Genomic DNA, 19,832 nt, shown 5'->3' on the forward strand with positions numbered 1-19,832 from the left:
AAAACTTAAATTTTGTACATTTGTAGTGTACAAAAAATAAAAGACGTACATAAAGCACGTCTTTTAAAAAAATTAATTTCTTCTCCTTACAAGAGAAAAAATAGCTACAAGTAATCTGGCAAATGATATTGCTACTATTATTATTCCATAATCCATGCTTGCGTATGTATTAAATTAATAATTAAGTTGTTTAAAAATAGTCAAGAGGTACGAACTCTTGACTTTTTTTATTTACACACCTAGTTGAGACTCTCTCCGCTCCTCAGCAAAGATTGTAATTAATCTAACATATAAAAAGGTAGTTTGCACTAAATTTCCTCAAAGTTTTTAACATTCCTTGTTCAAATGTAAGGCTATAAGTGGCGGTTATTGATGTTATAAATTTATAAACTTTAAATAATTTAATCGCTTATTATCGCAATACAAAAATAGTTAGTATGAGATTGCTTCGTCCCTCGAAATGACTATTAGTAATTAATTAAACCAAACGGCATAGCGTTGTCTTCTTAACTCTAAAGCTAGGGTTTCTTCCATTTTTAAAGCTTCTGCTCTAGTACTAATTGGTCCAATGTGATTATATAAACTGGGTCTTAGATAAGAACCATATTTTTCAACAATGTTAGACGATAGTTTATGTCCTTTTTTATTAATATAACCTGTTTTGTGCTGTAAAAAACGCTCTTTAGGTGTTTTGCTAGTCATACCAACATATAAACACTCTAAAACACCATTAAATTGCGGATTAGCTGCTCTAAACTTAGTATTCTGACTGAATACTTTTTTAGATAACTCGACGACATAAATATGATATTGTGTGTTAGCCATGTTATTATGTTAGTCTCTAACAAAATGATCTACCGTGACTAAAATTGAAGTGATCGTCATGCCTATGACAAATAATAAATTACTGTAAGACCAATGTTGAATTTTAAATAAAGCACCTAAGACAATACAACCAATAGCGATAATTGCGATAGCCATATAAAAGATTTTTAAAACACCTTTAATCTTAATGTTTCTAAAATTAAGTGCAGTTTCGCCTTCGTTAATAAACCACCAGATAAACAGTAGTACTAATACAATATTAAAAAACAGAGGCAATTGATACAAGTGCAATACCTTTGTTAAATAATTTAAACACCACAATACGACTAGTGCTAATTTAACGTATTCCATAGTCGATTTTTCTCTGATAAACCAAAATCTAAGCGGATACAACAATAAAATTCCTGAAATGGACACTAGCATTACTATAGTTGCATAAGGCCAATGCATTATTTTAAACAAAGCCCCCATCAATAAAACAGAGATACAAACACGAAGTAGTAATCCAAATATTTTAGGTTGCATAGTATTTAAAATATAAACTATTTATAATGGATTAATCTGCTCGAACCTTTCTTTAAGTTTTTCTTTTTCTTCTGGAAAAAAGCCTTGCGCTAATATTAAAATACCAAATCCTAAAATTACTAAAGCAATGATCTTTTTAGTTTTGAAGATTAATCTAGGTGTTAACTTATTTTTTAATCGTTTTGCAGCCACAATTTTAACTAAGTCTGTCACAAAATACGATACAATCATAGTAGTTATAAACACTAGAACTCCGTTTTCTGAAGTTGTAATTTTACTAGCCAAAACAATAAATCCTAACCATCCTAATAAGACACCAATGTTTATAAAGTTGAGTAAAAAACCTTTTATAAAAAGTTTACCGTAATCTTTCTGAATTTCAACTTTATGATATTCTTTGACAATCGAACGGAAAGATCTAGAAGTTTTTATAAATGAAATTAATCCATAAATGAATAACAGCACACCACCAAAGATGATAAAATTAGGATCATTTTCTATTTTACCAACTAGTTTTTCAGTACTAAAAAAAGCAACAAGAATAAATAAAATATCGGCCAAAATAACACCGGCATCAAAGATTAATGCACTTCTAACCCCTTTAGTAGCACTAGTTTCTAATAATACGAAAAAAACAGGTCCTACGGTAAAAGAAAGTATAATACCAAAAGGAATAGCTGTAAGTATATCGTCGAACATTGATTTTAGTTGAGTTTATTACAAAGTAAAGAAAATATTTACTTAACACATAGTACTATAGCTACAAATAAAAAAAGCCTCAAATATACATTGAGGCTTTTTTGAAGTTATACTCGATGAGATTTTACTAATTATCTCTTACTCTAATCTTACCACCAAAAGTTTGTTTTTTGGAAACCGTATTAGGGTTTCCGTAGATATCTATGGTTCCACCGGCAGTAATACGTGCATCCACAGAATTACTTGCTTTTACTTCCGCTTCTCCTGCAGCTCTTACTTTAACCTTTGTATTTTTAGTTTCAAAATCGCGCCCCTCGTAAATACCGCCTGTATTAAGCGTAATATCCTGAGACATGGCTTTACCTCTAGTTTCTACAATTCCACCAGAAACAGCCCTTACAGTCACTCTATCGACATCTAAACCAACAACGATAGATGCCCCTTCTTGTGCACGAAGCTCAATACTGTCTTGTGTGATCAACTCGTTACCCACCACTTTTGAACCTTCATTAGCATCAATAAGACTTATATCCGTGTAATGTATAGCAACAAATGTTTTAGTCCCGTCAAAGCTACGATCAATCTTCATACGCACTTTAAGCAAGTTATTTTTGATAATAATTTCTACATCATCAGCATTTTCTCCAGTAATCATAACTTTATTCTCGTCAGATTTAACCAGGCTAACTTTAATTAAATCAAAGATTTTTACTTCATTAAAATCTCCAACATTTTTATTTATAGGATTCTGTGCTACTAAAAAAGTAGTACTTAAAAAGAAAACTGCAAGTAATAAATTTTTCATCTTAAAAGGTTTTGTTTTAATAAAGAGCATTCTTTTTACGGAATGTTACACTTATTAACAATTATTTATCCTCAACCACAATTACAGCGGTTCCTGTTAATGATATCATTGTCATTGCTAAACTTGGGTTAGTTTCTAAATCCAAATTAATTCCAACAACAGCATTAGCATTTAATTTTTTAGCGTTATCAGATAATACTTGAAAAGCGTCTTCTTTAGCTTCATCAATAGTTGTTTTTATAGAATCGTAATACTTATCCATTCTAAAAGTAAACGATGCTTTTCTTACATTGACACTTACACCAGTAACTATCCCTTTGTACTCCAATATTTTAAAACCTTCTATTGAGTTTGTTGTTGTTAAAATCATGTTTTTTATTTTATGTTTTGATAGCTAAATTTAGTAAAAAGATACTGTTAATAACTTAAATTAACTTTTTAGCTAAAAAAAAATGTATCACAAACGATTAAGTAAATGATACATTTTTAATATTATACTATTGTTAATAAAACTGTTATCCTTCGTATTTTCCTATTAAATCAAAATCTAAATGACGTTTTACTAAATCTGCATTTTTCACTTTAACAATAACTTCGTCTCCTAATTGGTACATTGTCTTAGTATCACGACCAATAATAGCATATTGTTCTTGATCAAATTCGTAATAATCCCCTTTGACATCTCTAATTCGCACCATACCTTCACATTTGTTTGAGATAATTTCGATATAAATTCCCCAATCTGTAGCTCCAGAAATAACACCAACAAATTCTTCATCTTGGTGATCTTGCATAAATCGAATCTGCATGTATTTAGTCGAGTCGCGTTCTGCTTTAGTTGCTAAATATTCCATATTACTAGAATGTTTACACTTCTCTTCATATTCCTCTTGATTAGCACTTGTACCGCCATCTAAATAACGTTGTAACAATCTGTGCGCCATCACATCAGGATAACGCCTAATTGGTGACGTAAAATGAGAGTAATCTCCGAATGCTAATCCGTAATGTCCTATGTTTTTGGTCGTATACTCTGCTTTAGACATGGTTCTAATGGCTAAAGTATCTACTAAATTTTGTTCTTTTTTACCCTGTACATCAGATAATAACTGGTTTAAAGAGGCTGCAACACCTGCTTTACTTTTAAAATCTAATTTATGACCAAATCTAGCAGCTACACCTTGTAAAGACGCTAGTTTACTTTCATCTGGCTCATCATGCACACGGTACACAAATGTTTTTGGTGGGGTCATTTTTGATACAAATTCCGATACTTTTTTGTTAGCTAGAAGCATAAATTCTTCTATTAACTTATTGGCATCTTTACTTGTTTTAAAATGTACGCCTATTGGATTAGCTGCTTCATCTAAAGTAAATTTAACCTCTACTTTATCAAAACTAATCGCTCCTGATTGCATACGTTTACCACGCATTTTTTTAGCCAGTTCGTCCAGTTTTAAAACCGCCTGTGCAATTTCTGGTGTTGTATTATAAGCTTTATCGGTTATAGACACTTCTGCAGGAATGCTAGTATCAATCTTTTCTGGATTAGAAATAATTTCAGCTTTATTAAACGCAACATTATTTTCTATAATGGCCTGGGCTTCTTCATAAGCAAAACGTGCATCACTGTACGTTACTGTGCGTCCAAACCACTGGTCTTTAATTTCGGCTTTATCATTTATTTTAAATACTGCGGAAAAGGTGTATTTTTCTTCATGTGGACGCAAAGAACATGCTCCGTTTGATAAAATCTCAGGTAACATTGGTACGACACGATCGACTAAATACACAGACGTTGCACGTTCATAGGCTTCGTCATCTAAAACGGTACCTTCTTTTAAATAATGCGATACATCTGCGATATGGATACCAATCTCAAATAAACCATCGTCCAAAACGGTAAATGATAAAGCATCATCAAAATCTTTAGCATCTCTCGGATCAATTGTAAAGGTTAAATCTTTACGCATGTCGCGACGTTTTGCTATTTCTTCTGGCTGGATGTTTAAATCAATGTTATTAGCATACGCTTCTACATCTTCCGGAAACTCGTATGGTAAACCATATTCTGCTAAAATGGAATGTATTTCAGTATTATGCTCACCTGCTTTTCCTAAAACTTTAATCACGCGACCGTTTGGAGAATCAGCTTTATCTGGCCATTCTTCCATAGTAACTACCACTTTATCACCATCTTCGGCTTTTAAAGTTTTATTAATAGGCACAAAAATGTCAGTTTTCATTTTATTACCATCCACTACTACAAAAGCAAAGTTTTTCTTTTCATGGATTTGAATAATACCAACGTACTCTGTTTTAGCACGTTTTATAATATTAGTAATCTCACCTTCAAGCTTCCCTTGTTTTCTGCGTTTATAAACGTATAATTCTACTTCATCTCCATTCAATGCTTTATTAACATTGTTAGAGGCTATGTATATATCATTCTCAAAAGCATCGCAAATAACGTAACCGTTACCACGTTGTGCAGCATCAAAAATTCCTGTATGGTATTCGTTATTAGCAATCGCTTTAAATTTACCGCGATCTACTTCTTCTATTTCAGCATTAGCTTTAAGCTTAGCTAATCGTTTGATAATCTGATTTCTACTACTAGCATCATTAACTCCCAATTTGGCAGCAATTTGCTTATAGTTAAAGCTTTGATTTCTATCTTTTTTTAAAATACTAAGAATTGTATTTGTAAGGTTGGAAATCTTATTGTTTGAAGGTTTCCTGTGTTTCTTTTTTGTCATTTAATTTGTAATCTATTGAATCTCTAAGTTAAGTGAAATTCGGTTATTTATATCTTAATAAAAGGAGAAGATTGGTTATTAAGTTTATACAAAGCTACGTTTTTAATATTAAATCAATATTAAACTATTATTAAATCTCTTTTTTAGAGTTATCCACATATTATATATATACTATTATTCTTTCTTTAAAATTTTAAAAAAAAATACTGATTATTATTGCTTGTTAATAGCGGTATAACTTTTTAAGGTTTTGATTTGATTTGTTTACTAAAGGACTCTATTAACAAGTTATTAATACTCTAAACTGTTTGATAATAAACAAAATACTTAGGTTATTAACAACTGTTAATAACGACTGTTGACAATGTATTTTTAATAAGTATTTTAATTTTTCATGTTTGTATGTGTCTTTTTTATAATGATAAGTCTCCAAAAAATAAGTGCTAACTTTTTTGGTTGTTAATAACCAATTTTTGCTTGGAAAATTATCTGGATAATCCTAACAAAAGTTTTAAAAAACAATCGGAAGATATTAACAAGTAATTAATAATTAAACACGAGTAGTTAACAATTGATTGTAACAGGTTCATTTTTAAAATAAAGACGAAATTAAATTTTATCAATAAGTTAATACCTATTACTTATTAATAGTTGTAATCAATTATTAACTTTGAAAATTAAACAAACAACACACTACTACTATGAAAATATCAATAGGAAATGACCACGCAGGTACAGATTATAAATTTGTTATCCTTAAACATTTAGAATCAAAAGGTTACATTGTTAATAACTATGGAACGGACGCTAATGACAGTGTAGATTACCCAGATTTTGTACATCCAGTTGCAGACGATGTGGCTAACGATACAGCTGATTTTGGAATTTTAATTTGTGGTAGCGCCAATGGTGTTGCTATGACTGCTAATAAACATCAAAAGGTAAGAGCTGGTGTTTGCTGGACCAAAGAGATTACAGAGTTAACAAGACGGCATAATAATGCTAACATTATATGTATACCAGCGCGATATACATCCGTACAACAAGCAGTAGCCATGGTAGATACGTTTTTAGAGACTAAATTTGAAGGCGGACGTCATCAAAATCGTGTGGATAAAATACCAGTGGGCTGTTAATAATGGGACCTGATCATGCACATAGTCACACGCATAATCACAACGACTTAAAAGGTCGTAACCTTATTATATCTATACTTTTAAATATAGTAATTACTGTAGCTCAGGTTATTGGAGGATTACTATCAGGAAGTTTGGCGCTGTTAAGTGATGCATTACATAATTTTAGTGATGTACTCTCTTTAATTGTAAGCTACATTGCTAATAGATTATCAAAAAAAGAGGCGTCTTTACAACGGACGTTTGGTTTTAAACGTGCCGAAATTTTAGCAGCATTTATAAATGCCGCTACCTTAATAATAGTCGCTATTTTGTTAATAATTGAAGCTATTAAACGCGTTCAGGCTCCACAGGAGATACAAAGTAATTTAGTTATATGGTTATCTATTTTAGGGATTTTAGCTAATGGCTTTAGTGTCTTACTATTAAAAAAAGATAGTCAGGCTAATATGAACATGCGTAGTGCTTATCTACACTTATTAACAGACATGTTAGCAAGTGTTGCTGTATTGATTGGTGGTATATTAATGAAATTTTACCAAGTCTACTGGATTGATAGTGCATTAACCTTAGCTATAGCGATTTATCTAATTTGGATGGGCTTCGATTTATTAAAAGCATCTACTAAAGTGTTAATGCTATTTACACCAGAGACGATTCCTATAGATCAAATTGTAAAAGAGATTAACGCTTTCGCGGAAATTAAAAACGTGCACCATATACATGTATGGCAATTAAATGAAGATGAAACTCATTTTGAAGCCCATATCGATTTTGAACAGGATATCACATTAACACAATTTGATAAAATATTACATGAAGTGGAGAATTTATTGCTTAATAAATTTGATATTAACCATGTTAACATCCAACCGGAATATGGAAAAGATGATATAAAAGATGTCATTGTACAGGATTAAAAGAACAAACTAATTAATGGTTATGATAGAAGTAAAAGTAAAAACCTTTGCCGAATTAACGACACAAGAGTTATATGACGTATTGCAACTACGAAGCGAAGTTTTTGTGGTCGAGCAAGACTGTGTGTATCAGGATATTGACGGTAAGGATCAAAAAGCATTACATGTTATTGGTTTTAAAAACAAAAAAGTTGTGGCTTACACACGACTCTTTAAGCCAGGAGATTATTTTGAATTAGCAAGTATTGGACGCGTCATTGTTGATAAAGCACAACGTCAATATAAGTATGGTTATGATATTATGAATGCGTCTATCGATGCTGTAAAAACACATTATAATCAAACTGAAATTAAAATATCTGCACAGAGTTATTTGAAGCGTTTTTATGGAAATCTAGGGTTTAAAGAAATTGGCGACGCGTATCTTGAAGATGGTATCCCGCATATTGGTATGATTTATAAAAAATAAAAAAACCGCTTCGGCACGAAGCGGTTTTATAAGAAGGTTAACCAAACTAACCTAACTTAGAAATAGGTCTTGTTAATAACTTTGCTATACTATAGCTAAACTATTTGTTATTACACTGCAAACATACAATACCATTAGGGTTAAATAAAAATTCTCTGTTTAATTTCACTTATTCAAGGTTTAAATGCAAGATTTTAGATAAGCGGCAGTTTCTTATGATAAACCGTTGCTTAGATTACTTAAGTTAATCGTTGTTTATAACTCTAATTATCATAATATATGGTTTAAAGTCTACTCTGCTTTACCAACGTAAGTAATTAAAATTTCAACTCGTCTATCAAGTTCTGGCGCACCACCTAGCGGAAACTTACGACGCATACCCATGTATTTCATACGTTTTTTGTCTACACCTTTTCTAGCTAAGTAATCGTAGATAAATTTAGCTCTAGCTACAGATAAATTACGTTTTTTAGTTTTTTTATCGATGGCATCCCGACTCATTTGTGTACAACACACGTGACCTTGGATAGTAAAATAAAGGTGTTTGTTTTTTAGCATTAGCTTAGCTAAACTTTCTAATGTTTTTTTAGAATCTGAGGTTACATAGCTGTAACTTGTTTTAAAATAGATGTTTTGTAAAGTTATTTTATCTCCTTTTTTTATAGTGCCTTTAGCAATGTCTTCGGTTGTTTTTGGACCGATAGAAATTTCCTTTTCTACTTCTTGTTCTACAACTTCAGAAACTTCTTCGGGTTGTTCCTCAACGATAACTTCGGGTAATTTAGGGGTAACAATAATTTCTACTTTACGATTTAGTCCTCTAATTTTATGGACTTCGTTTTCGTTTAAAACCTTTAATAAAATTTCACCTTTACCATTGACGTTAGTTATTAAATTTTCGTCAATTCCGTAACCAGAAAACAATTCTTTTATAGTATTTGCTCTATTTTGAGATAATTCAAGATTGTAATCATTACTACCTCTATCATCTGTAAAACCGTAAATGGATATTTTTTGTATTGGTAAACTATCTAATTCTGAAATAAATAGTAAAATACGGTTTTCTTCCGTTAACGGAACATCGTATTCATCAGTATTAAAATATACATCATGCGTTAATTCGCTTTGCGAAAAAACCATAGATGTACTAAATAATAGTAAAAATAATAAGTGTTTCATAACCTGAGAGTAGCATTAAATATACCAAAAATTATAGAGGTTAAAAAATATATAGAATTTAGTTTAAATATCTGTTATATTTTGAAGGGTTTGATAAAATTTGGGTAGCTGTTTTTATTTCTTCATTATTACTTTTATAGTACTCATACAAACCTTCTCTATAGACATAACGTTTAACAATTTCGTCTGTTAATAAATTCATTAATTGCTTTTTATTATCTTCTACTGCTTTAGCTTTAGAGTTATCTAAATTAGTAAGTAATGTTTTATAATCTTTGCTAATATCGTCGTCTAAATTTTCTGTTTTAGAGACTTCTAATGCTTTTTTAAGTGCTTTCTCTGTTTCGGTTTCAAACTTAAAACCAGTAGTGTTTAAATAGCTTTTAAAGGCATTAAAATCTGCATCGGATAACTTAAATTTATTAATAGCTTCTATTTTATGATTGTAATAGTATTTAGTAGCAAAGTCAAAAATACTTTGACTGTTTAGTATGGCATCAGTAATCGCTGTATTTTTAGTAACCTCTATAGCTTCATCAGGAAAAACACCACCACCATCAAATACTTTTCTTCCATTTTTGGTTTTAAAGACATTGTAATTTTCTTGTTTAACACGTACTGCATTTCCGTTGTCATCTCTATTCCAGTAATCAAGGGCTTGGATACAACGTCCAGAAGGCGTATAATATCTAGAAATAGTTACTTTAAGCTGTGTTCCGTAAGTTAATTTTTTAGGACGTTGTACTAAACCTTTTCCAAAACTTCTAGAACCTACAACAACAGCTCTGTCTAAATCTTGAAGCGTACCAGAAACAATTTCTGATGCTGAGGCACTGCGACCATTAATTAATATAATTACAGGAATATTTGTATCAATAGGTTCTTTTTTAGTGTAATATGTTTTATTATATTTTTTTACTTTGGACTTGGTAGTAACTACCAATTGTCCTTTTGGCACAAATAAGTTAACTACGTTTACAGCTTCATTTAATAAGCCACCAGGATTACCTCTAAGGTCTAATATTATTTGTTTAGCCCCTTGCGTTTTTAAATCTTTTAAAGCATATCCTGTTTGAGCAGAAGCTTTAGCATTAAATTTTTGAAGTACAATATAACCAGTTTCCTCATTAATCATTGAAAAATGGGGTACAGCATCAATTTCTATTTCAGAACGAGTTACAGTGGCGTTATTGGTTTTTCCTTGACGTTTGTAAGTGACTTCTAGCTTAGAGTTTGCAGTCCCTTTTAAAAGGTCTGAGGCATCACCATCATAACCGGATACTGAGACACCATCTACAGTAATAATCTCGTCACCCGCTTTTAATCCAGCTTTATCAGCTGGATAATCCTTATAAGGCTCTATGACCACTAATTTGTCTTCTAAGGTTCTAATTCTTGCACCAACACCTGTGTAATCTCCTGTACGACGGATACGTTCTGCTTCTACATCTTGCTCGTTATAAAATTTGGTGTAAGGATCTAAATCGTTAAGCATATTTTTAATGGCGTGGTCCATTAAGTCAGCTGGATTAATATCGTCAACATAATTCATATTTAATTCTTTAAAAAGCGTCGTAAATATTTCTATTTGCTTAGCAATTTCAAAGAAATCACTTTTAAAGGCAGTTCCAGTAAATAATATGGTAATGGCAAATATTGGAATTAATAGGCGTCGTTTAAATCTATTTTTCATGCTATATTTTTTTTTCTGTGTATAAAGAAATGGTTCAATTTGATTACTTTATAGTTTAGAAATTTGATCTGTGAACTTATTAAAAAGCACCTTCATTTTTTTGTCAATGGTCTCAAAATCTGGCATTTCTTTACTAATATATAAAATCATTAGCGTGTATTGTCCAACATTTTGGTCTATTAACAGTTTTTTATTAAGCCTGTAACCTTCTCTAAGTAGTCGTTTTACACGAATACGGTCCACCGCCTTTTTAAAATTACGTTTACTAGCAGATACACCAACTTTTAGCGAGTCTTCACTTTTTGAATAGACCAAACGTAAAGGATAAGCCGAAACGGAATGACCTTCCACAAACAATTTCTCAATTGCTTTCTGGCTTTTTAGCTTTTCATGCTTGTTATAAGTAAAAGGCATTATGATGTTGATTATTAGGGCTGTTGTTAGTATCGCTTGTCTTAGTTTTTAGTAGTAATTTTTAGCAAAAATAAAGACGTAAGTGTCTTGCGACACTAATTAAATGCGAATATACAAATTAAAGGAAATTATAAATTTGTACTGTTTTAAAATAAATACAATTGACAGTCTTGTCTACCAGGTAAACCTATAATATTATTAGCATAATCATTTTGATAGATTAGCTCTCCTTTTTTAATGTAACCTTCTGCTTTGGGCATACAAGCACTCCAAGAACCAGACGGTTTACAATCGTGTAAATCTAATTTTACTATGGTGTGGTTTTCTACTGTAATAACAGCATATTTAAATTTTTTGGCTTTATCTAAAGCAGCATTAATGTTGGCTTTATTTAAACTTATTATTTTTTTAGCAGAGGTAGAAGCTTCTGTCTTAAATGTTGCTATTGGATTACTGGAGGTATCGTGTTTTAAGCTTTTAATATTGTCTAAAAATGCAATAGTTGAATTTTTTTCTACTGTTTCAACCGGTTCTATTTTTTTTTGATTGGTGGTCGTCGTTTCTGTTTTTGTATTTTTTGGAGTTGCTATTTTTCTCTTTTCTTCTTTACAACTAAGTGCAATAATACAGAGTAATACAATTGTGATGTGTTTCATTTAAGGAATTTTAAAAATTAAGTTAATTCAAATATAACTGTTTCAAAAATAAAAAAGCTACAACTGCTGAGGTTGTAGCTTTTTAAATTATAGTGTAAATTAAAATTAGTTTATTGTATTGTTTGTTTTATCAATATCTGCCATTAATTGATTTGGATCTATAGTAATAGATTTAATCAAACTTTTTGATTTACTGATACTAAAACTGTAGGTTGGTATCGCCCAAGCCCAATCGTTTAATACCTTAGTCGTTGTTGCTACTGGCTTTTCTCCACGCATCATTTGTAGTGGTATGTAGAATTGTTCTTTAGTTCCATCAGTATATTCTACTGTTATATCTATAGGCATTGGCATTAAACCTTTACGTTCTAAATTAACGGTTGTAATGCTATTATTCTCTTCTGTTGAACTAATAGCATAGTCGATGGTATTAGTAGTCTGTGTCCAATCCATTAGGTACCAATCTAATTCTAAACCAGAAACTTTTTCTGCAGTGCGAATAATATCCAATGGTCTTGGGTGTTTAAAAGAAAAATCATCAAAATACTTTTTAATTGTTTTCTTTAAGTTTTCTTTTCCGATAACATAACCTAATTGAGATAAAAATACAGAGCCTTTATTGTAAGCTGTAATACCATAAGCCATGTTAGTTTCGTAACGATCGGCGTGTGTTGTCTGTGGCTTTTCTTTTCCTGATTTTGCCAAATAATAGTAACCATTATAAGCGCTAGCTGCTGGATTTTTTAAGTTAGTATTATTAATGGCATCCATTGCATAGTCGCTAATATAACTTGTAAAACCTTCGTCCATCCACTCGTGTTTAGCCTCGTTAGACGCCAGTAAAAACTGAAACCATGTATGTGCCATTTCATGTGCTGTGACACCAACTAAGCTACCAAACTTACGTTTACCTGTAATTAAAGTACACATAGCATACTCCATACCACCATCACCACCTTGTATAACTGAATATTGATCGTAAGGATACTGACCAACGTTTTCAGAAAAATACTGCATTAGTTGTACTGTTTTAGGTTGTAAATCTTTCCAAAATTGTAAATTCTCTGCTGGTAAATCTTTTTTATAATAAAAATTAAGCATAGGACCATTTGGTACTTGCATAGTATCATGTATATAATCAGGATCTGCAGCCCAAGTAAAGTCATGTACTCTAGGGGCTTTAAAACGTAATGTTTTTTTGTTTCCTTTTATTGTAGCGTCTCCTTGTTGGTAACCAGTACCTCCAACAACGTAATTTTTATCAATAGTTAAGTTAACTTCAAAATCTCCCCAAACACCATGAAACTCACGTCCAATGTATGGATCTGCATGCCAGCCTTCAAAATCATATTCTGCTAATTTAGGATACCATTGCGTCATAGACAGTGCTACACCTTCTGCATTATCACGACCAGAACGTCTAATTTGTTGTGGTACTTGTGCGTCAAAATCCATAGTAAAAGTTACACTTTCTCCTGGTTGGATTGGTTTAGCTAAATCTACTTCTAAAACAGTTCCTACCGTGTCATGATTTAAAGATTTACCGTTTTGTTTTAGACTGTTTACTTTGATATAACCAATCTCGTTTGGTGCTAATTTACTAATACGATCTCCAACACGTTTATCTGGATCAGCAATAGTACGAGAGCGTACATCCATTTCGCTACCTGGTTGAAAGGCATTAAAGTATAAATGATAATACACACGGTCTAAAACATCTGGAGAGTTATTAGTATACACTAATGTTTGTTTTCCTTTATATTGATAGGTATTCACATCCATATCAATATCCATTTTATAATCTACATGTTGTTGCCAATAGGTAGATTTGGAATCGATTGTACTTCCAGTTGCAGAAGTGACTTGTTTAGTAGATTTACACGCTGTAAAAACACTAAAAACAGTAAATAAAAGAAGTAATTTTTTCATTGCATTTAAATTGAAATAAAAAAGCCTCAACATGATTGGTTGAGGCTTTTTTAATTATTGATTTATTATTTAGGAATTTGTGACGCTATAATTAAAGCATTGTAAGCATTTACAATTTTACCAGATTTACTTAAATTATCAAATGGTTGCACGTTATTAGCATCTCCACCAACAATTACTTTTGTTGGAACGGTTAGACCTGAGTCCAAAATAACTTGTTTAACCTGAGCAGCTGTTAGCTTAGGGTATTGTGACCAAACTAAGGCAGAAACACCAGCTACAGCAGGAGAAGCCATACTTGTTCCTCCCATTGATTTGTATTCGTTTTCTGGAACTGTAGAATACACTTCTGAACCAGGCGCAAATACATCAACATTATTTTTACCGTAGTTAGAAAAACTAGATACCAATTTAGTACCATAACTAGCCGCCAAAGATCCAACGCGGATGTAAGTATTTGATAACTCTACATAATTTATATTATCATCAGGAAAGTTTGCTTCTGTATCTACATCTTTACTGTCGTTACCAGCAGCATGCACAAAAATCACACCATTATCACTAGCATATTTAATAGCATCTCTTACCCATTCTGGGTGCATAGAGTAGCTTTTACCAAAACTACCATTAATAACTTTTGCACCATTATTAACTGCGTATCTAATAGCTTTTGCAATATCTTTATCGTATTCATCTCCATTAGGTACCGCTCTAATTGCCATAATTTTTACATTGTTAGCAACACCATTAACACCTAAACCATTGTTACGTTCTGCAGCAATAATACCAGCAACGTGTGTTCCATGACTTTCCGATTTTTTAGTTGGCATAACGTTAGCGTTACCATAACCTATTTTGTCATTAAAAACATCAGGATTATCTCCTGTTTTACGTCCTTTAAATTCTTTATTTAGGTTAGCATTAAGTTGGTCTGCAAAATACTCTACACCGTCTTTTATTTGTTCTTCAGCTTCAGTCAAAGAAGTCATTCCGTTAGCATACATAAATTTGGCAGCTGCAACAGCAGTTGCTAATTCTGATCCTTCTGCTGGAGTTAGAGCGTTAACCTCTGCAGGTGTAAAATCAGATTTTTTAAAATGCGCAGTTAATTCTTTATTAGCACTACTAACATTTGCATAAATTTGATCATAACGTTGTTTACTACTTAAAGCCGTTTGATACGCTTCTTCCAGTTCTGCATTAGCTTCTGCATATCTTGGAATACTAGTATCTAATGTTGCTGCAATACGTGTCATTTCTAGTTGTTCATCATAGGCATCTCCTAAAAAGTTCCAACCATGAATATCATCGATATAGCCATTGTAATCATCATCTATTCCATTTCCAGGAATTTCTTTCGTGTTAGTCCAAATAACCCCTTCTAAATCTTCGTGTGTAATATCTATTCCCGAATCTATAACAGCAACTATAATTTGTTTTCCTTTTCTACCTTTAATTATTTCGGCGTAAGCCTTATCCACACTCATACCAGGAATAGTGTCTTTTACTAAGTCTAAATGACCCCAATTGTGAGCTTCAATCTCTGTTAAGGGAGACTCTTTAATTGGTGTATTATCAATATTTTCTACTGGTGTAGATAATATAGGAGAGCTTCCTCCGCAACTAGATAATACTAGTGCTACAAAAGCGGACAATACAATTGGTTTGTAGGTAATCTTCATTGTAATTTATTTTGATTAGTTAGTTAGTTAAAAATATCGTTACAAGTAAAAGTGTCTTTTAGTCGGACCCCTTTTTCAGTATGCTGTACAGTGATAATCTCATTATGAGCATCATGCTCCAAAAATAAGTAATAATTGTTATCTGCTGCTAAATTGAGAAATTTTTCTTTCTCATCTAGTGTTAATAGGGGTCTTGTGTCATATCCCATTACAAATGGTAAAGGTAAATGACCAGCTGTTGGTAATAAATCTGCCATAAAACAAATGATTTTTCCATTGTAATTTATCATAGGAATCATTTGTTTGTCTGTATGTCCATTGGCATAAAAGATATCGAAACCCAATGCTGAATTCTTCAAAATATCATCCTGCGGAATATCTGTAAATTTTAAACGCCCACTTTGTTCCATTGGAAGTATGTTTTCTTCTAAAAACGAAGCGACTTCGCGACGATTAGGTTCTGTTGCCCATTTCCAGTGATCTTTATTACTCCAAAAGTGTGCATTTTTAAAAGCAGATTCTAATTTTGTACGGTCGTTATTATAATTAAAAGCACCACCTGAATGGTCAAAATGAAGGTGTGTCAAAAAGACATCTGTGACATCATTTGAAGAAAAACCAGCAGTGTTTAAAGATTTTTCTAATGTGTCATCTCCGTATAAGTTATAATAACCATAAAACTTATCGCTTTGCTTGGTTCCCATACCTGTATCTATTAAAGTCAGACGATTACCATCTTCAATTAATAAACAACGCGCCGCGATATCTATCATGTTATTGGCGTCTGCTGGATTGGTTCTGGTCCATAAAGATTTAGGGACAACACCAAACATAGCTCCGCCATCTAATTTAAAATGACCTGCTTGTATTGGATGTAATTTCATTGTAAATTGAATTTAAAAAGGCTCTGCAAATTACTAAATAACCAAGAGATGGGTTATAATATTAAGGTTTTATTAAGAAATCACTTGTTTTAAACGCTTTCCGAAGTCATAAAGCGCTTTAATTTCTTTAATACTAGCTAGACGCTCTCTTCCAAAGATTAGTAAATCTTTACCGTTAGATTCGATATGATAATACGGGTTGCTTTCAAAAAAGTGTGTAATTTCATTTGTAAAAAAGCGTTGTATAGCATGAGTATCCTCACCTAATAAATAAAAACGATTAGAGAAATCTGTATGATTTTTAATAGGAATATCTTTAAAACCAGCAAACGCATATACTTTTTCTAAAAAACCTTCTCTGTCTAAAGTAAATTCAGGAATATCCTTATTTAATTTTATATGAAGCATCGTACTACGCACGACTTCTTTGGCAATAAATTCCCCTTCAGAAAATTCGATATCAAATAGGTTTAAGGAGTTATCTTTATTATGGATTTGGTTGTATATGTAATTGATTTGCTTCGTTCTAAAAAATAAAAAGTTATTTAAAAATAAGGTATCACGTTCTTTTTTAGAATCATAATTTAAATCAAAATCTGTAGTCAATTCTTCAATAGTCGTTTGACGACGTGTTAAGCTGTTTTTAATAAGTTTTGGTACTGGTAATAAGCGACGCAGTGCAAAAGGATGCTCAGATTCGGTATCATGTAAATCTAATCCTAACACTTCAAAATGACCACCACGTTTGGTAAACAATTCTTGATAATTATTTAGATTCTCCATGACGGTATGATCTACAAATTGACATAATGAAAAGTCTAAAATTACATCCTCGTTTTCTGGAATAGCATCTAGTTTGTCTTTTAGCTTGTAGAAGTTTAAAAAGCTGCAAAAATGTTTGACACTGACATAATAGTGTGTGTCTTCTTGAAACATTAAGACATTTGGTTTTAGCCAGTTTTTAGCAAACAGTGTCACGTTTTTATTAATTATTATATGAATGATAAACGTGATAAAAACACCTGATAAAATACCAGAGATTAATCCAATTTTAAGCGTTACAAGTAGTGTTACAAAAAAGATTATTAGTTGTTCTTTTCCGATTCTGAAAATCTTTTTAATATTTTCTGGAGAGGCTAATTTATAACCTGTATAAACCAATATAGCCATTAAAGCCGGTAACGGAATACGTGTTAATTGCGTACTAAATAATACAATAAAAATAACTAAGAACAAGGCATGAAAAAAGTTAGAAGACCTGTTGCTACCACCATTATTGACATTAACAGAGCTTCTTGCAATAACAGTTACTACGTTAAGGCCTCCTAGAAATCCACTTCCTACAGTTGCCAGCCCTAAGGCTTTTAAGTCACGATTAACATTACTTCTGCGCTTTTCAGGATCTAATTTATCCACTGCTTTGATACTTAATAAAGATTCTATACTCGCAATAAGTGTTAGTGCTAAAACACTTGTCCAGAAGGGAAATGTGCCTATTTTACTAAAGTTAACGGTTGGAATTTGAGATACGATTTCTGAAAATTCTGGTATACCCGAAATCATGTACTTAAGCGCGATTGGGTTGGCTTCGTGCGCTACTAATTCAAAATAATAACTAAAGCCAATAGATAGGATAACAATCCACATCGGTGCCGGAATAAGTTGTAGGTATTTATTTCTAATTTTAGAATAAAAAATCATAATTAGAAAACTAATAACTCCAGCTAAAGCAGCATAAATTAAGCCTGTATTTTGGTAATGAATGGCATCATTTATAGTTAACGGAATTTCAAAAAGATAGTCAATAGTATCTTCACGTTTTATCCTGTGAGCCAGCATAATATGAAACTGTTTCCCTAAAATAATCAGTCCAATAGCAGCCAACATACCCTGTATTGCAGAGGACGGGAAGAAATCTGCTAATTTACCTAAGCGTAAAAAACCTAATACTAACAGTAAAGCACCAGAACAGATTATGGCAGCATAAGCGCTTTCTAATCCTAAAGTAGCTATAGTCCCTAAAAGGACACCTACTAATCCATTTCCCGGACCAGCAATAGTAACATTACTACCTCCTAAAATAGAGACAACAATACCACCAATTACAGCAGCAATTACACCAGAAATTGGAGGTGCATCACTAGCCATAGCTAGACCTAAACCTAAAGGTAAAGCAATAAGGCTGACCACAAAACCAGAAAAAATATTTTTAGGTAATGCTTTAAAAAAGGCCTTTATGTTATTCTGTTTTGGACTCATTGAATAATTAAGACGTCTGTTGGAAGTTCGGTTAAGATATGTTCTATATCATGTGGGAATAAACGGTCCCAGAAAGTCATTTTTGTTGGCGCATTCATTACTAATAAATCTGCTCTTTTAATTTGCGCATAGTGACCAATAGAATAGCCTTGAGTCCCAAAAATAGGCTGCGATTTTATAACAATATTGGTCGTATGTGCTTTTGGTAAATCTTCAATTATATGATTAATTCTTGAGTTTTCTCGATTACAAATCTTTGCTTTTATAATGTTTGCATGTCGTAATGACTTGTCATCATCGACTTTGATATCAATTTCGTTTTGCTTAATTTCTTCAACAATAGTCAACTGTTCGGCATTTAATTTGGAAGCCACATAAAAAGCAGAAGCAATGGTTTGTTCTGTTTTAGGATCTTCCAATCCGTTAACAACAATATGTCGACACGGTAACCTTTCAATAGAAGGATTTATTAACAGTAACAAACTACATTTAGCTTGTCTAGTAATTTTTCTGGCAATAGAGCCGACGTAGTATTTTACAAAGTTTTCACGTTTGGCTGCACCAATAATTAGTAGATCAAAGTTTTTTTCTTGCGAGGTACTTAAAATGGCATCTACAGGATTTCCTGATTTAAAAACCACTTCGTACTCAAGATTATCTTTTTTAAAAGCATTTAAAATAATTTTTAAAGTTTTTAATTTATCTTCAGACTGCTCTCCAATATGGACCATAACCAATTTAGCCTCAAAAAATAGGGATAGTCTAGCAGCCTCATAAAGATTTGCTTTTAGGTTAGGCGAAAACGCGACACCAATTCCGATAGTTTTAAAAGGTTTTAAAGACACTTGAGTTATTAATGTTTTTTGAAAAATTGTAAGATACTCTTTTTTTAAGTTTAAAAAAATTGAGAGGTAAGGAGGCTTAAGATTCAAAAACCAACTTTTTACTCTAAATTTGGGTTAAAATATAGACGTAGAATTAAAGAATTAGTATTTTCA

Annotated in this window: 18 protein-coding genes; 3 read left to right on the top strand and 15 right to left on the bottom strand. The window is 31.9% G+C overall.

Annotation, left to right across the window (positions count from 1 at the left end):
• Positions 1–474: 474 nt before the first annotated feature.
• The 6 genes from E9099_RS07090 to E9099_RS07115 form a co-directional block, all read right to left on the bottom strand.
• A complete protein-coding gene (locus E9099_RS07090) occupies positions 475–825 on the bottom strand; it encodes a ribose-5-phosphate isomerase (protein WP_136582977.1) in 351 nt (116 codons plus the stop codon).
• A 9-nt stretch (positions 826–834) separates the two neighbouring features.
• Positions 835–1,350: a GldL-related protein gene (locus tag E9099_RS07095; RefSeq protein WP_136582978.1), complete on the bottom strand. Its 516-nt coding sequence runs from the start codon at positions 1,348–1,350 to the stop codon at positions 835–837.
• Positions 1,351–1,371: 21 nt separating this feature from the next.
• Positions 1,372–2,049 (bottom strand): LysE family translocator, encoded by a 678-nt coding sequence (locus tag E9099_RS07100; RefSeq protein WP_136582979.1) that lies wholly within the window; start codon positions 2,047–2,049, stop codon positions 1,372–1,374.
• 127 nt (positions 2,050–2,176) lie between these two features.
• Complete coding sequence (locus E9099_RS07105) at positions 2,177–2,854, bottom strand: head GIN domain-containing protein (RefSeq protein ID WP_136582980.1); 678 nt, start codon at positions 2,852–2,854, stop codon at positions 2,177–2,179.
• A 61-nt stretch (positions 2,855–2,915) separates the two neighbouring features.
• Positions 2,916–3,224 (bottom strand): YbjQ family protein, encoded by a 309-nt coding sequence (locus tag E9099_RS07110; protein ID WP_101015766.1) that lies wholly within the window; start codon positions 3,222–3,224, stop codon positions 2,916–2,918.
• 145 nt (positions 3,225–3,369) lie between these two features.
• Positions 3,370–5,613 carry a ribonuclease R family protein gene (locus E9099_RS07115; protein WP_136582981.1) on the bottom strand — a complete coding sequence of 748 codons (2,244 nt, stop codon included), beginning with the start codon at positions 5,611–5,613 and terminating at the stop codon, positions 3,370–3,372.
• Between the two features lie 701 nt (positions 5,614–6,314).
• On the opposite strand from E9099_RS07115, the gene rpiB reads away from it, so the two are divergent.
• From rpiB to E9099_RS07130, 3 genes are read left to right on the top strand one after another with little or no spacing between them, the layout of a single operon-like run.
• Positions 6,315–6,749, top strand: a complete 435-nt coding sequence (rpiB, locus tag E9099_RS07120) for a ribose 5-phosphate isomerase B (protein WP_136582982.1) — start codon at positions 6,315–6,317, stop codon at positions 6,747–6,749.
• A 2-nt stretch (positions 6,750–6,751) separates the two neighbouring features.
• Positions 6,752–7,669 (top strand): cation diffusion facilitator family transporter, encoded by a 918-nt coding sequence (locus E9099_RS07125; RefSeq protein WP_136582983.1) that lies wholly within the window; start codon positions 6,752–6,754, stop codon positions 7,667–7,669.
• A 22-nt stretch (positions 7,670–7,691) separates the two neighbouring features.
• The gene (locus tag E9099_RS07130; RefSeq protein ID WP_136582984.1) at positions 7,692–8,138 is read left to right on the top strand and encodes a GNAT family N-acetyltransferase; all 447 of its coding nucleotides are present in this window, start codon (positions 7,692–7,694) and stop codon (positions 8,136–8,138) included.
• A gap of 291 nt (positions 8,139–8,429) precedes the next feature.
• Here the strand turns inward: E9099_RS07130 and E9099_RS07135 are convergent, their stop codons facing one another.
• The 9 genes from E9099_RS07135 to E9099_RS07175 form a co-directional block, all read right to left on the bottom strand.
• Entirely contained in the window at positions 8,430–9,317 is an 888-nt protein-coding gene (locus E9099_RS07135; protein ID WP_136582985.1) for an OmpA family protein, read from the bottom strand.
• 58 nt (positions 9,318–9,375) lie between these two features.
• Positions 9,376–11,010, bottom strand: coding sequence for a S41 family peptidase (locus E9099_RS07140; RefSeq protein ID WP_136582986.1), 1,635 nt, complete (start codon positions 11,008–11,010; stop codon positions 9,376–9,378).
• Between the two features lie 48 nt (positions 11,011–11,058).
• The gene (gene rnpA / locus E9099_RS07145) at positions 11,059–11,424 is read right to left on the bottom strand and encodes a ribonuclease P protein component (RefSeq protein WP_136582987.1); all 366 of its coding nucleotides are present in this window, start codon (positions 11,422–11,424) and stop codon (positions 11,059–11,061) included.
• 146 nt (positions 11,425–11,570) lie between these two features.
• On the bottom strand, positions 11,571–12,080 hold the full coding sequence (locus E9099_RS07150) for a hypothetical protein (RefSeq protein WP_136582988.1): 510 nt from the start codon (positions 12,078–12,080) through the stop codon (positions 11,571–11,573).
• Between the two features lie 105 nt (positions 12,081–12,185).
• The gene (locus E9099_RS07155) at positions 12,186–14,009 is read right to left on the bottom strand and encodes a M1 family metallopeptidase (RefSeq protein ID WP_136582989.1); all 1,824 of its coding nucleotides are present in this window, start codon (positions 14,007–14,009) and stop codon (positions 12,186–12,188) included.
• 65 nt (positions 14,010–14,074) lie between these two features.
• Complete coding sequence (locus tag E9099_RS07160) at positions 14,075–15,691, bottom strand: S8 family peptidase (RefSeq protein WP_136582990.1); 1,617 nt, start codon at positions 15,689–15,691, stop codon at positions 14,075–14,077.
• Between the two features lie 23 nt (positions 15,692–15,714).
• Positions 15,715–16,575 (bottom strand): MBL fold metallo-hydrolase, encoded by an 861-nt coding sequence (locus E9099_RS07165; protein WP_136582991.1) that lies wholly within the window; start codon positions 16,573–16,575, stop codon positions 15,715–15,717.
• Between the two features lie 72 nt (positions 16,576–16,647).
• Complete coding sequence (locus E9099_RS07170; protein ID WP_136582992.1) at positions 16,648–18,834, bottom strand: SulP family inorganic anion transporter; 2,187 nt, start codon at positions 18,832–18,834, stop codon at positions 16,648–16,650.
• The gene (locus E9099_RS07175; RefSeq protein WP_136585153.1) at positions 18,831–19,679 is read right to left on the bottom strand and encodes a universal stress protein; all 849 of its coding nucleotides are present in this window, start codon (positions 19,677–19,679) and stop codon (positions 18,831–18,833) included. The genes E9099_RS07170 and E9099_RS07175 overlap by 4 nt, the downstream gene beginning before the upstream one ends.
• Between the last annotated feature and the right edge of the window lie 153 nt (positions 19,680–19,832).

The organism is Psychroserpens sp. NJDZ02 (assembly GCF_004843725.1).
Classification (GTDB): Bacteria; Bacteroidota; Bacteroidia; order Flavobacteriales; family Flavobacteriaceae; genus Olleya.

Coding starts and splice junctions, on each gene's coding strand:
- E9099_RS07105 (WP_136582980.1), bottom strand. CDS start 2,854: ATGAAAAATTTATTACTTGCAGTTTTCTTTTTAAGTACTACTTTTTTA.
- E9099_RS07100 (WP_136582979.1), bottom strand. CDS start 2,049: ATGTTCGACGATATACTTACAGCTATTCCTTTTGGTATTATACTTTCT.
- E9099_RS07165 (WP_136582991.1), bottom strand. CDS start 16,575: ATGAAATTACATCCAATACAAGCAGGTCATTTTAAATTAGATGGCGGA.
- E9099_RS07155 (WP_136582989.1), bottom strand. CDS start 14,009: ATGAAAAAATTACTTCTTTTATTTACTGTTTTTAGTGTTTTTACAGCG.
- E9099_RS07110 (WP_101015766.1), bottom strand. CDS start 3,224: ATGATTTTAACAACAACAAACTCAATAGAAGGTTTTAAAATATTGGAG.
- E9099_RS07095 (WP_136582978.1), bottom strand. CDS start 1,350: ATGCAACCTAAAATATTTGGATTACTACTTCGTGTTTGTATCTCTGTT.
- rpiB (WP_136582982.1), top strand. CDS start 6,315: ATGAAAATATCAATAGGAAATGACCACGCAGGTACAGATTATAAATTT.
- E9099_RS07170 (WP_136582992.1), bottom strand. CDS start 18,834: ATGAGTCCAAAACAGAATAACATAAAGGCCTTTTTTAAAGCATTACCT.
- E9099_RS07115 (WP_136582981.1), bottom strand. CDS start 5,613: ATGACAAAAAAGAAACACAGGAAACCTTCAAACAATAAGATTTCCAAC.
- E9099_RS07130 (WP_136582984.1), top strand. CDS start 7,692: ATGATAGAAGTAAAAGTAAAAACCTTTGCCGAATTAACGACACAAGAG.
- E9099_RS07135 (WP_136582985.1), bottom strand. CDS start 9,317: ATGAAACACTTATTATTTTTACTATTATTTAGTACATCTATGGTTTTT.
- rnpA (WP_136582987.1), bottom strand. CDS start 11,424: ATGCCTTTTACTTATAACAAGCATGAAAAGCTAAAAAGCCAGAAAGCA.
- E9099_RS07160 (WP_136582990.1), bottom strand. CDS start 15,691: ATGAAGATTACCTACAAACCAATTGTATTGTCCGCTTTTGTAGCACTA.
- E9099_RS07125 (WP_136582983.1), top strand. CDS start 6,752: ATGGGACCTGATCATGCACATAGTCACACGCATAATCACAACGACTTA.
- E9099_RS07140 (WP_136582986.1), bottom strand. CDS start 11,010: ATGAAAAATAGATTTAAACGACGCCTATTAATTCCAATATTTGCCATT.
- E9099_RS07150 (WP_136582988.1), bottom strand. CDS start 12,080: ATGAAACACATCACAATTGTATTACTCTGTATTATTGCACTTAGTTGT.
- E9099_RS07090 (WP_136582977.1), bottom strand. CDS start 825: ATGGCTAACACACAATATCATATTTATGTCGTCGAGTTATCTAAAAAA.